Consider the following 12,136-nt stretch of genomic DNA (forward strand, 5'->3'; position numbering starts at 1 on the left):
GATTGGAAAGTGCTTGTTCTCGTTAACTACAATACCTGATTCACCTTAAATCTGCGGGGAAAGATTTTTATGAATGGTTTTTGATTTAAGAAACGGAATGGCCCAACGGTCCAGACCATATCTGCCGGCGTTACTTCCGGCGATTGCAATAAAGACCGTCAAGATAGCCATCTGTGCATCGATGATTCCCGCTCCACTGAACAGGAAGGACAAGTTCATCGTAATCCCCATCAATGCAGCAAAGTTTGTGAAAACACCCATAATGAGTGCCATTCCTACCAATAGTTCTCCCCACATAACAAGGAATGAAAAGACTTCCTGATTTGGCAATGCAACAGCCTCCAGAAATGCTGCCCACCAGCCAGGCACCGCCGTATTCTCTGCAGCCATTTGAATAAAACCGCCCGCATCAAAGGAGCCGCCGGTTATTTTGGAAAAACCCGCTGTCAGCCAGCGATAACCAATGTATACGCGCAATATAGTAAGCAGAACCGAAATGATTCTGTTATTTCTAAGAAAATCAATGAACATAATAAACAACTCCCTTTAATTTTGTGAATAACTTCACATTATAATGTAAAAAATATTTATTGCTTATATATTAACACCCCCGGGAACCGGAAATTTTGACGCAGGTCAATTTTTTGCTCCAGGATGTGATAAATTATTGAACCTTTCCAAGTTACCCATCGTGAAAACGGTTTTTGATCTGAACAGTTTATGTAAAACTCCGGCATTGTGCCGAAGTTTCCTAATCTTTCATTTTATCAGGCAGTGCATGTATGGATTCAATTAACAAATTCAGCTTCCCCTCGATCCGGTGCAGTAAATAAAAGGTTACCGCAATTGGGAAGCCAACCTCCGTTAAAAAAGAAACCCAGGTTTCCATGATTTTCACATCCTTTTAAATGGAATTTCCCTCCCCGTGCAGTACTTCTTAATTCCGCGCGAAATACCACACAGCTCAAAAAATCTTCATGGTAAAAATGGAGACCAGCAGCCAAGCCGCTGGTCCGGATTATTAATTCAATTCAATTTCTTCCACCGTTCGTTCAACCAGGCGGGCGCTCATTTTGGCAACAAGGTCACCACCGCTTGAGGTAAACGTATCCTGATTGATAATCTCATCCATGGCTGCATTGACTGCTTCAGGATCCACCGGCTCAATAGGATTATCCAGGGAATAGGTTACGGTTCTTCCGTCGTAATTTTCAAATCGAAGTTCCAATCTTTTAGACATATTCATCCCTCCTTTCACTTTTTATGTTGAAAATTATTCTGCATAAATCTCAGAGCTGTCCCGACGGTGAATATTGTACAGGGGAAGCTCCTGCAATCCTGCCATAGCGGTGGCTACAGCATATAATTGCTCAGCGTCCGCAGTGGTTTTCACATTGTTGAAGCTTCTAGTTCTGTAAACCGGCTCACCGGACTCTTCATCGATTCCGGCACTGAAAACCAACTGCAATGAGGATGACATCATTTCCTGAATGGCCATGTTTTTCACCTCCCTTTCACCCATATAATCGCAAGGGATGGGTAAATAGTGGCATATTGTGAATTTTTTTAGGGAAATGGTATCAGTCAAGGGAAAATCTTGAGAGGCAATGCCTGGGCGTTTTGTATTCGGCAAGAAATCTATAGGGGGTCTGCGGTCTTGGCGGAAAGGCGGTGATTAGAGCTGAGTCCCGCTTTTTCCATGATTAACACCACCGTCGAGCCCTCCTCTCCAAACCAAATACATAAATTCCCCTCCTCCCCTTTTTACTCCCTCCCTTTTCGGGTATAGTAGTTATACATATATTTTCCACTCTCTTTTGTACCCTTCAAACTGCTCCGGAAATACCAAAAATCCCCTGTACTTTTTACATAAATATCTTTAAAATAGGCATAAGATAAATCAAGGAGTTATAGCAATGGCTAAACGAAAAAGCAAATTAACTAAATGGATATTAATACTGGGGATCCCCCTTTTTTTTCTCATAAGTATCGCCACCGGTTATGCCGTCTATCTGTACAATAAAACCGAGGATCTGGTCACTGAGTCCTACGACGATACCGGCCGGGAAAATGAGACTTCGGACATGCGGGCGGAAAAAGTGGATCCGGTGGAAGACCATGTATCTGTGCTGCTTTTAGGGGTGGACAACAGTGAGCACCGCAGTGAGGATTTGGGCCGCACTGACGCGATGGTGCTGGCCACGTTTAATCAGGACGAAGAATCCATCAAATTATTAAGTATTCCCCGGGACTCCTATGTATATATTCCGGAGGTTGGCTACCATACAAAAATTAACCATGCCCATGCATACGCAGGACCGCGGGCATCGATGGAAGCTGTGGAGGATTTTCTGGAAATTCCTGTTGATTATTATGTAAGCATGAATTTTGAAGGTTTTGTCGAGGTGGTTGATGCGCTTAATGGCATTAGGGTTGAGGTGCCGTATGAGTTCAAAGAATCCGATTCTCAGGACCGGAGTGACTCCATTCACCTATACCCCGGATATCAGGAATTAAATGGCGAAGAAGCCCTGGCACTTGCCCGGACCAGGTATCAGGACAGTGATGTGGAACGGGGAAAGCGGCAGCAGGAAATTTTGGAAGCCATTGCCGATAAAGCGACTTCCATTTCTTCCATACTACGGCTGGAAGATGTTATTACAGCTGTAGGCAGCAATATGCAGACGAATTTTACCTTTAAAGAATTACAAAGTTTTGTAGGTTTTGGCATGTGGGAGGATTTGTCCATTGAAATGGTGAATTTTGACGGGGAAGGCGGATATCTCGATGACGGCGCCTGGTATTATTTTGTTGAGGATGACAGCCGTTATGAGATTGGAAATAAATTACGGAAGCATCTGGACCTGTCTCCCATGGAAGATATGAGTGATTATGTTGAAGATGATGGGGACCCTGTTTATTAACTTTTCAAAGCCCGGGTTCACCCCGGGCCCCCTCTCTTTCCTGTTTGTCCGGAGCACAGCAACAAAGCTTCAGCTCCTGCTTGTGAAGTTGATGCTGAAACGTAAAAATTTGAGGTGACTACAATGACGACTGTCATTACATACGGAACCTTCGACTTAATCCATGAAGGGCATATACATATATTGCGCCGGGCAAAAGCGCTGGGGGATTACCTCATCGTCGGCCTTTCCACCGAGCATTTTAACCGGGTGAAAAATAAGAAAGCATACCATACCTATGCCCAGCGAAAAATGATCCTTGAGGCCATCCGCTATGTCGATCACATCATTCCGGAAAACTCCTGGGAACAAAAAACCGATGATATACAGCGTTATGAAGCAGATATTTTTGTCATGGGCGATGATTGGGAAGGGAAATTTGATTATTTGAAAACATACTGTGAAGTCATTTACCTCCCCAGAACAAAGGGAATTTCCTCCACCAAAATAAAAGACGACCTGTTTCGGCAAGACAGGTAGAAATTGCCATTCATTTATCTGCATCCTTTCTTTTTTTTATACGTCTAATACAGATGAAGCGCGTTAACCGGCGCATGATTCTTTTCCATATTTACAAACTATCAATATATTGTACGAAAAATGCATTTACCTTTTCCGAGATTCATAGTACAATATAAGTTGGTTTATTGAATAACGGAAACTGTTAAAGGAGAAACCAAAATGGATAGAAACGATATGACGCGAAGCAGGATGGTGAAAAAGAAAAAAAAGCGCAAATTGCGCAAAAGAGCCTTCTTTATCCTGATCCCATTAATTGCCGTTTTCCTTGGCATTGTCGGGTATGGTTCCTATTTATATATGAAGGCTGACGCTGTACTGTCGGACGCTTATGAAGAAGACGAAGTAGAAAAATCCGAATTAAGAGAAGAAAAAGTTGACCCTAAATTTGACAATGTTTCTATACTAATTATGGGTATAGATGAAAATGATCACAGAGATAACAGTGAATCGGCCAGAACAGATGCACTTATGGTCGCCACATTGAATAAAGAGGATAAAAGTGTAAATCTCGTAAGTATCCCGCGTGATTCCTATGTTTATATACCTGAAGTGGGATATGAATCTAAAATTAACCATGCGCATGCCTATGGCGGACCACATGCTACAAGAGAAACCGTAGAAAATTTACTCGATATTCCTATTGATTATTATGTCCGTGTTAACTTCCATGCCTTTGTCGAAGTTGTGGATGCACTCGGCGGTATCACCGTAGATGTGCCTTACGAATTCACCGAGTCCAATTCCATGGATCAGCGCGATGCCATCCATTTGCTGGAAGGCGAGCAGAAACTTGACGGGGAAGAAGCATTGGCCCTGGCACGCACAAGAAAAATGGACAATGACATTGAACGCGGAAAACGACAGCAGGACATTATTAAAGCGATCGTTGATAAAGGAGCTTCCGTAAGCTCCGTACTGAAATTGGATGACGTAATTGAAGCTGTCGGCTCCAATATGACAACCAACATGACCTTTGGTGAAATGAGAAGCTTTATTTCATACGGCACAAGCGGATCTAATATTGACATTGAAACCATGACACTGGAAGGTACTGATTACCAGCCCGGCAGCACGTATTACTGGCAGCTGGATGAAATGGCATTGAATGAAACGAAGTCCATGCTCCAGGATCACCTGGAAATTACGAATACCGTAACAGCAGAGTCAGAGAACGACCCGGAAACATCAGAAGCATCCGGACAATATTAATTGCAGTGAAAAGTTATGCGCTGTTTGAGTTGGAAATTCAACTTGAACAGTGCTTTTTTGTTGTGGGGTGGGATATGCACGGGTGCTGGGTGGGTGTGCGAAGGGGCTGGGGTGGAACGGAATTGGCTGAGGGACGAGCGAATTTCTGCACCGGGGCGAGCGGAATCGGCCGGGGGATGAGCGATATTTGGTTTGGGTGGAACGTTTTTTATCTTGAGCGGTTGCTGGCTGGGTGGAGCGAATTTTAACTTGAGCACTGAGTGATGTTTTCGATTGATGAGCGGTTGCTGGCTGGGTGGAACGATTTTCTTGATCTCTGATCGATCTCTTAGTCCGGAGCGAGCGATACCCATCCCCGGGAGCGAGCGAATTTCGCAGGAACAAGAGCGGATCCCACCTTCACTTGAGCGTAAACCGACTACTTGCGAACTTACACCACCAAAAAAGCTGCAGTGCCATTATGCACTGCAGCTTCCCTATATCCCAGCAGGAGCCGACCCGATTTACCTTGCCATTCACATACGGTCGATTTTTCTGATGCCGATCATTTTGCGAAAGGCGTCCATCAACGGCTGGCGGTTGTGAAATGTGATGCCGGCCAGTTCGGCGATGAGCTGGATGCCGAGAATGATGATGGCGAGTGTCACCAGGGATGATAGTAAGGTGGCACTGTTAAAGATGATGGCCATGAAGCCAAAGAATGTGCTGAATCCGTAAATGATTAATACGGACTGTCTGTGTGTGTAACCCATATGCATTAACCGGTAATGAATATGCTCCTTATCCGGCGTGGCTATTCCCTGATTGTTCATGGACCGGCGGATGATTGCCAGAATCGTATCAAACACCGGGATGGCAATCACAATGATCGGCACGATAAAACTAAAGAAAGCCACATTTTTAAACAATCCAAGCATGGCGACAATCGAAATCGAATACCCGAGGAATAATGCCCCCGTGTCGCCCATGAAGATTTTCGCCGGGTAGAAATTATGGTAGAGAAACCCGAGAATACTTCCTACCAGAATAACAGTTACATATACGACGAGGATGCGGGCATCGATCACCGCCATGACAAGGATGCTGGATAGTGCAATCGCAGAAACCCCTGCGGCAAGCCCGTCCAACCCATCGATTAAATTAATCGCATTGGAAGCGGCCAGAATCCAAAAGATCGTTAATGTTATTCCGACGAAATCATTAAAAAAAACAGTACCCATAAATGGGATCGTCAATTTCTCAATAATCAATCCGGACGAAACAACCGTAACAGCAGCTGCTGTTTGTCCCGCCAGTTTATATAGCGCTCTTAATTCAAAAATATCATCCAGCATTCCCGTGATGAGCATGATCAACGCTCCGAGAATGATGGCATTCATTTCCGGGGAGGCCGGCTGTAGGTACATAAAACCTGCCGCCACTCCAATAAAGATGGCCAGACCACCCATACTTGGCCTGATCCCATTGTGATTTTTGCGTTTTTTATCCGGCTTATCCACCGCTCCCAATTTCACGGCCAGCCTGCTCACCAATGGGGTAATGAGTAATGCAGTTGTAGCGGATATGAGAAAGGCAATGACTAAATCTGTTATATTCCACATGGTCACACCTGCTTCTTTTTAATCTACAAGATTCTCATCTATTTTACCATATTTGCTTAAAAATAATAGTAGTATTAAATAATATATTGCCAGATTGATAAATTCCTACTTAAATTTACCCTTTTCGTAACACTTTTTCCCTTACAGGCGGGTTTGTAATCATGCGTGCCTAAGTGCCATTTTTTCTATGGAGTGTGCGTCCACCGACCGGCCACCGCTGCCCGATAATAAAAGCTTCCCCACTTAATCAAAAAAGATCCCACAGTAAAATCACTGCAGGACCTTCCTTTAGCTTTACTTATCTCCACCAATTTCCACCAATATTTTCGCTTGACTTAAATCATTGCCCAGGGATTCAAACCCTTCTTCCACTAAATCATCCAGCTTGATTTTTTTCGTCATGATTGGATCGACATTTACTTTATCATCCAATAAAATATCAATGGATTTTTTAAAGGTCTCATGTTCATAACCAAGGGAAGAGGATAATTTCACCCCGGAAGTCATCAAAGTAATAGGATTGAACTCGAAATCACGGGCATGGATCGCAATCACAACGACATTGCCTTTTGGCTTTGTCGATGCAATAGCTGCATCAAAGGTTGGTTTCACGCCAGCCACTTCAAAGCTTGCGTCCACCCCTTCCGGATATTTTTCCTTAATATAGGAAACAGCATCTGTGTCTTTCGTGTTCACGATTTGTGTTGCTCCGACTTCTTTCGCTTTCTGCAGGCGCTCATCGGATAAGTCAAAGGCGAGAATTTCTTTGGCACCGGCAGCTTTGGCAGCAACGATGGCAAATAAACCAATCGGTCCGCTTCCAAACACAGCGACTGTGTCCCCGACTTTTACTTCTCCTTCTTTAATGGCCTGCGCAGCTACCGATAAAGGTTCCACCATGGCTGCTTTATCTAGGGATAATTCATTCGAGATGAGCACAATTTTATCTGCCGGTGAAACAACATATTCAGCAAAAGAACCATCCGTATGAAGTCCCGCAGAATAGAATTCATAATATCTGTCTGTTTCCGGTGCATGCTGTCCTGAAGTGACAACAGGATTGACAACGACCCGGTCGCCTTTTTTCACATCCGTAACATCCTTGCCGACTTCTTCAACCACGCCGGAAAATTCATGTCCCAGCACGAGTGGTGCCTGTTCCCCGGTTAATGCATTTGGCTCACCGGTCTGTACCAAGATAGGTCCCATCTGATATTCATGCAAATCTGTTCCACAAATCCCTGACCAGCTGACCTTTACTTTTACATCGTCATCTTTTACGGCTTTCACGTCTCTTTGTTCTATCCGTACATCCTTTTGATCATAAAAGACTGCTGCTTTCATTTTTTCTCCCATGTGTAAAGCCCCCTTCTCATAGTGCAACCGTATTCATTCACAGGTTTGTCAAAAACCTGCAGCATGGTATATTTATAATGCCATACAAACGGTTTACAATATAATTATAACAATGACGATGGAAAAGCCGCTAAACAACTCAAGCGGTTTTGAGGGTTAACCTACAATTTTCCTATTTTTGTCGTTTATCCAAAATGGGAGTGTGTGTACATGGATAGAAGAATTAAGAAAACGCGATCTGCCATCAAACATGCCATGATTACGTTAATGGGAAAGTATTCCCAGGAAGAAATCACCGTATCAATGATTGCCCTGGAGGCAGATATCAACCGGACGACTTTTTACGATCACTTTAATGATAAAGAAGAATTTATGGCCGAACTGATCTACGATACGTTAAAAGAATTAAAGGATGCCATTCTCACTCCTTTTCTCACCGAGGAAACCATTCATATCCATCAGGTAACACCAACAACAGAGCATATTTTCAAGCATATTGAAGAAAACAGGAGATTATTTTCCGTTTTAAGTGGGAACAAGCATTTTAAAGAACAAATGGAAGCACTGTTTTACCATATTTTCACGGAGGAAATCTTTATTGAAACCAATTCTCCACTCGGCAAGGTGAATTATGAGCTTTTCATTCATTATCAAACAAGCGCAACGGTCGGGCTCATATTTTATTGGATCAAACATAACTTCGAACAGCCTGCCGAATATATGATGAAGCAGCTGACGGTTTTATCCAATATGAAAGTGGTAAATTTGCGCAAACGGTGATGCCGTGCTGCGTTAAAATTTCCCAAGCGAAAATGAACGTAAAATTGATTTATGTCAATTCTCCCCTCCTGTTTTCATGAGATAATAAAGAAAAGGAGGGAGCCATGATGGATGAATTTGAAATACCTGCACAGGATGTGGACCGCATGATTAATAAGGGGCTGGGTGCAGGTTTTATTATGTATGCATATGATTTGGGAAAATGTAAGCCTCTCCCCCTGCCTGACAAAGATGACGATAAAGAGGAAGGGAGGGAAAAACATTGACATTATTTCCATTACTCACCGCAATCAACCCAGGCTTTGTTTCCGATTTCGCCTATATCTTCGCGATTGCCATCGCATCCCTTATACTGACGATCACACTAAGATCCGTCATCCTATTTGTAGCCCAAACTGCTTTATTGGCCGCAATTATGATACTCAACACTTCCGGCCTGGTTGCCGTATTCATTACCATTACGATCCTTCAGCTATTATTCACCATTTATTTAGTTTACAAACTGAAGCTTGCTGTTGACTGGTATTATGGCATTGTCGAGGAAAAAACCCATTTGAAAGAGCGGGAGATAACGAGAGACGGAAATCCCGGGACGAGGGGTTCATTTAGTTGAAATTAGAGGCATAAGAAAAGCTTGCAGAAGGGGGCACAAACTGCAAGCTTTTTATAGTCGAGGATACTTTCCCCACAACCTGCATGAATAAAAGATTCTTAATCAAATTTCTGAGTGACAAGAACGTGCTGAGGTTGACATAGACCTTCTGCTCCGACCAGTGCAATTCTCGAGGTTTAACGAATGCCTTTTTACCATTTTAGTTATTGGGTAAAACAATATTTTTTCAAGTCTTGTTAATCTCTTAAAATATGAAATATTATAGATATTAGTTATAATAGTATTTGCCAATCAACCCCCATATTTATTTTGTTACTTAAGGAGGTAAATAATGGAATACAAAAAAAGAATTCTTGAATCAACTAAAAATTATAAAATCACTTATTATACTAATGGTTATTTGCAAAGTAAAAAGTGTATTATTACTTTCGGTGAAATAGACTCAAATATGGAAGAAAGTGGTTTTGGGAGCGAACTGGTAATGTCGACCGGGTTTGACCATATTTATGTCACACAAAGAAAACATACTCAATATCAGTTTTTAAGCGCAGAGGATTTTAGCAGTATAATTAAAAACGTGATAAACGATAAAGATGTATATACATATGGTTCCAGCTTGGGAGCTTATTGTGCTATATATTATGGCGGAGCTATAAACGCGAATATATTAGCTATGAGTCCTCGAATTCCTGCTCACCCAGTAGTTAATAAATTAATGGGAAAAAGATTTAAAAATAAAGGCTTTCGTCACAAAGAATTAACTGAAGTAAAAAAGTCGAATCAAAAAGTCACTATTTTTTATGATAAAAAAAACTATATAGACCGTCATTATGTGGATGTTTTCTTAAAACCAACTTATCCAAACGCTAACTATTATCACCTAGAGAATGCTGGTCATTACACTGCCAGAGCCCTTTTGTTATCTAATCAACTTAAAAAAGTTGCTCTCAATTTTTTCAATGATAAAGCATTAGAGTTTCAGCTAAAGGAAGATAAGATCTTAGATTGGCATATTGAAAAGACCAAAAACCGAATTGAAAAAGGAAAATTCTCGCACGCTCAGGAAAATATTGATGTTCTTCTTTCATCAGAGAGAGCTCAGGATGAAATTGTTCAAAACCTTATTAAACAATTTAAAGAAAAGCAAGTTCGAATATATGAAGAGAAAAGAAATAAAAAGAATAAAACAAACAGTAAGCTACATCCTGTTATTTCCAAAAATGAGACTAAACAATTAGATGATGCAATTACACTGTCATTTGTAGGAGACTTAATTTTACTTAGGGATCAGGTATTAAATGCATATAACCCACAAACTGATTCCTATGAATTTGACAATATGTTTACCTACGTTAAAAAACACCTGAATGAATCTGATTTTACCATGGGGGTATTTGAGGGTCCTACAGCTGGTGAAAAATATGAATATAGCACAAGTATATATGGAGACGGGATTCCAATCTATTTAAATTTCCCTGATAGTTTTGCTTATGCTGTTAAGAGAGCAGGATTTGATTTTGTTACTACAGCTCAAAACCATTTCTTAGATTTTGGTGTGGATGGTGCAATGAGAACTTTGGATATCTTAGATGAAGCTGGTTTATTACATTCGGGAACTTATAGGAATGCTGAGGAAAAAGCAAAATTACCCATTTTTAATATTAAAGGTTTGAAGATAGCTATTCTTGCTTACACAAGAAACAGTAACCGATATAAAAATAGTTTCTTTCTTGAAGAAGAAAATGAGCACCTTACATCCCTTTTAGTTTCACCTGAAGATGAGCACTTTGACCTTGTGAAAAATAATGTTTTACAAGACTTTAAAAAGATCAAAAATGAAAATCCGGATTGTATCGTAGCTCTACCGCACATGGGTCAGCAATTTAGGCATACACCTGATAGCTATCAAAAAGCCTGGTGCGATATTTTTGTGGAAGCAGGTGCTGACGTAATTTTGAGCGATCACCCACATGCAGTACAGCCATATGAGTGGAGAAAAAAATCTGAAACAAATACAGATGTACTTATTCTCCATTGTCCTGGTAATTTTGTAAATTCATATACAAAAAAGGATGGAGATGCTTCAGCACTTACTCATATATATTTAGACCCTAAAAACGGTACACCTTTTGCGCTGGCTTGTGTACCATTATGGGCTCACTCCTACCTTGACAGTAATTATAGAGCATTGCCTATTTATGATATAGTTCATAATAACGATATAAGAAAGCATATTAGCACTTACGAGTTTGATCGAATTGGAAAAGTGCATGAATTAATTACCAATACCATGCTTGGTGAAAAGTTATCAATAGATCAAGTTCAAAAAAAATATTATCTTTTTGCTGACAGGGCAAATAAAAAATCAAAAGGGTATGTTCGAAATCATGTCCAGCGTTTAACGATATCGAATGATTTAAAAGAAAAGAAATTATTTAAGCTCCTTTCCAGGTCCAAAAGCGTTTGTTTTATCGGAGATTCTGTTACAGAAGGAACTAGAAATGGAGGATATGGTTGGTATGAACCATTGGTAGAAAACTTTGATCACTTGGATGTCAAAAGTTTTGCCAAAGGAAGTACTGCATCGCTTTATTTTTTAGAGCATGCTGATACTTTATCAAAGTTTAAATCAGACCTTTATGTTATTGCTATTGGAACAAACGATGTGAGATACCGTGACCCAAAACAATGTGCAATGACTTCAAGTGAATACATTAATAACCTGGCACAAATCGTTAAAAAAATAAAGTCCAGAAACAAATTAGCTGAATTTGTGTTTATAGCACCTTGGACCACCGATGCATACGATCCTATATCAAAGTTGACTAAAGATGAGCGGTTTCAAATGTTAAACGAATATAGTAAAGCACTCGAGAAATATGCTAATTCATCAGGTTATGTTTATATTGATCCAAATCCAATCATCAATGCCAGATTTAAAACCAGAAATCCAAAAACCTGGATTAAGGATCATATACATCCTAATGCGCTTGAAGGGATAAATTTATATAGTTATGCAGTTATTAAATCATCTCCGGAAAAACAATTTATTGTAAGTTCTATTCTGAAAAAAATTATTAATAGATAAATGA

13 protein-coding genes are annotated in these 12,136 nt (G+C 40.7%); 7 read left to right on the forward strand and 6 right to left on the reverse strand.

What is annotated here, in order from left to right; genetic code table 11:
• Positions 1 to 45 precede the first annotated feature (45 nt).
• The 4 genes from ACZ42C_RS11435 to ACZ42C_RS11450 form a co-directional block, all read right to left on the reverse strand.
• Complete coding sequence (locus tag ACZ42C_RS11435; RefSeq protein ID WP_461183379.1) at positions 46 to 531, reverse strand: DoxX family protein; 486 nt, start codon at positions 529 to 531, stop codon at positions 46 to 48.
• 220 nt (positions 532 to 751) lie between these two features.
• A complete protein-coding gene (locus ACZ42C_RS11440; protein WP_461183378.1) occupies positions 752 to 889 on the reverse strand; it encodes a YvrJ family protein in 138 nt (45 codons plus the stop codon).
• A 132-nt stretch (positions 890 to 1,021) separates the two neighbouring features.
• Positions 1,022 to 1,240, reverse strand: coding sequence for a DUF2922 domain-containing protein (locus ACZ42C_RS11445; RefSeq protein WP_461183377.1), 219 nt, complete (start codon positions 1,238 to 1,240; stop codon positions 1,022 to 1,024).
• 33 nt (positions 1,241 to 1,273) lie between these two features.
• Positions 1,274 to 1,498: a DUF1659 domain-containing protein gene (locus tag ACZ42C_RS11450; RefSeq protein WP_461183376.1), complete on the reverse strand. Its 225-nt coding sequence runs from the start codon at positions 1,496 to 1,498 to the stop codon at positions 1,274 to 1,276.
• A 418-nt stretch (positions 1,499 to 1,916) separates the two neighbouring features.
• On the opposite strand from ACZ42C_RS11450, the gene ACZ42C_RS11455 reads away from it, so the two are divergent.
• The 3 genes from ACZ42C_RS11455 to ACZ42C_RS11465 all read left to right on the forward strand — a co-directional run bounded on the left by ACZ42C_RS11455 (position 1,917) and on the right by ACZ42C_RS11465 (position 4,694).
• Positions 1,917 to 2,924, forward strand: a complete 1,008-nt coding sequence (locus tag ACZ42C_RS11455) for an LCP family protein (RefSeq protein WP_461183375.1) — start codon at positions 1,917 to 1,919, stop codon at positions 2,922 to 2,924.
• 123 nt (positions 2,925 to 3,047) lie between these two features.
• On the forward strand, positions 3,048 to 3,443 hold the full coding sequence (gene tagD / locus ACZ42C_RS11460) for a glycerol-3-phosphate cytidylyltransferase (RefSeq protein WP_461183374.1): 396 nt from the start codon (positions 3,048 to 3,050) through the stop codon (positions 3,441 to 3,443).
• A 201-nt stretch (positions 3,444 to 3,644) separates the two neighbouring features.
• Positions 3,645 to 4,694, forward strand: a complete 1,050-nt coding sequence (locus ACZ42C_RS11465) for an LCP family protein (RefSeq protein ID WP_461183373.1) — start codon at positions 3,645 to 3,647, stop codon at positions 4,692 to 4,694.
• A 515-nt stretch (positions 4,695 to 5,209) separates the two neighbouring features.
• Here the strand turns inward: ACZ42C_RS11465 and ACZ42C_RS11470 are convergent.
• The gene (locus ACZ42C_RS11470) at positions 5,210 to 6,295 is read right to left on the reverse strand and encodes an MraY family glycosyltransferase (RefSeq protein ID WP_461183372.1); all 1,086 of its coding nucleotides are present in this window, start codon (positions 6,293 to 6,295) and stop codon (positions 5,210 to 5,212) included.
• Between the two features lie 294 nt (positions 6,296 to 6,589).
• A complete protein-coding gene (locus ACZ42C_RS11475) occupies positions 6,590 to 7,639 on the reverse strand; it encodes a zinc-binding dehydrogenase (protein WP_461183390.1) in 1,050 nt (349 codons plus the stop codon).
• Between the two features lie 222 nt (positions 7,640 to 7,861).
• On the opposite strand from ACZ42C_RS11475, the gene ACZ42C_RS11480 reads away from it, so the two are divergent.
• The 4 genes from ACZ42C_RS11480 (at position 7,862) to ACZ42C_RS11495 (ending at position 12,132) form a co-directional block, all read left to right on the forward strand.
• Positions 7,862 to 8,431, forward strand: coding sequence for a TetR/AcrR family transcriptional regulator (locus tag ACZ42C_RS11480; RefSeq protein ID WP_461183371.1), 570 nt, complete (start codon positions 7,862 to 7,864; stop codon positions 8,429 to 8,431).
• A gap of 104 nt (positions 8,432 to 8,535) precedes the next feature.
• Positions 8,536 to 8,697: a hypothetical protein gene (locus ACZ42C_RS11485; protein WP_464891258.1), complete on the forward strand. Its 162-nt coding sequence runs from the start codon at positions 8,536 to 8,538 to the stop codon at positions 8,695 to 8,697.
• On the forward strand, positions 8,694 to 9,044 hold the full coding sequence (locus tag ACZ42C_RS11490) for a hypothetical protein (protein ID WP_461183369.1): 351 nt from the start codon (positions 8,694 to 8,696) through the stop codon (positions 9,042 to 9,044). The genes ACZ42C_RS11485 and ACZ42C_RS11490 overlap by 4 nt, the downstream gene beginning before the upstream one ends.
• A 331-nt stretch (positions 9,045 to 9,375) precedes the next feature.
• Positions 9,376 to 12,132, forward strand: a complete 2,757-nt coding sequence (locus tag ACZ42C_RS11495) for a CapA family protein (RefSeq protein WP_461183368.1) — start codon at positions 9,376 to 9,378, stop codon at positions 12,130 to 12,132.
• Positions 12,133 to 12,136 lie beyond the last annotated feature (4 nt).

This window comes from Virgibacillus kimchii, from assembly GCF_055379185.1.

Coding starts and splice junctions, on each gene's coding strand:
- ACZ42C_RS11465 (WP_461183373.1), top strand. CDS start 3,645: ATGGATAGAAACGATATGACGCGAAGCAGGATGGTGAAAAAGAAAAAA.
- ACZ42C_RS11485 (WP_464891258.1), top strand. CDS start 8,536: ATGATGGATGAATTTGAAATACCTGCACAGGATGTGGACCGCATGATT.
- ACZ42C_RS11435 (WP_461183379.1), bottom strand. CDS start 531: ATGTTCATTGATTTTCTTAGAAATAACAGAATCATTTCGGTTCTGCTT.
- ACZ42C_RS11475 (WP_461183390.1), bottom strand. CDS start 7,639: ATGAAAGCAGCAGTCTTTTATGATCAAAAGGATGTACGGATAGAACAA.
- ACZ42C_RS11455 (WP_461183375.1), top strand. CDS start 1,917: ATGGCTAAACGAAAAAGCAAATTAACTAAATGGATATTAATACTGGGG.
- ACZ42C_RS11480 (WP_461183371.1), top strand. CDS start 7,862: ATGGATAGAAGAATTAAGAAAACGCGATCTGCCATCAAACATGCCATG.
- ACZ42C_RS11445 (WP_461183377.1), bottom strand. CDS start 1,240: ATGTCTAAAAGATTGGAACTTCGATTTGAAAATTACGACGGAAGAACC.
- tagD (WP_461183374.1), top strand. CDS start 3,048: ATGACGACTGTCATTACATACGGAACCTTCGACTTAATCCATGAAGGG.
- ACZ42C_RS11470 (WP_461183372.1), bottom strand. CDS start 6,295: ATGTGGAATATAACAGATTTAGTCATTGCCTTTCTCATATCCGCTACA.
- ACZ42C_RS11440 (WP_461183378.1), bottom strand. CDS start 889: ATGGAAACCTGGGTTTCTTTTTTAACGGAGGTTGGCTTCCCAATTGCG.
- ACZ42C_RS11450 (WP_461183376.1), bottom strand. CDS start 1,498: ATGGCCATTCAGGAAATGATGTCATCCTCATTGCAGTTGGTTTTCAGT.
- ACZ42C_RS11495 (WP_461183368.1), top strand. CDS start 9,376: ATGGAATACAAAAAAAGAATTCTTGAATCAACTAAAAATTATAAAATC.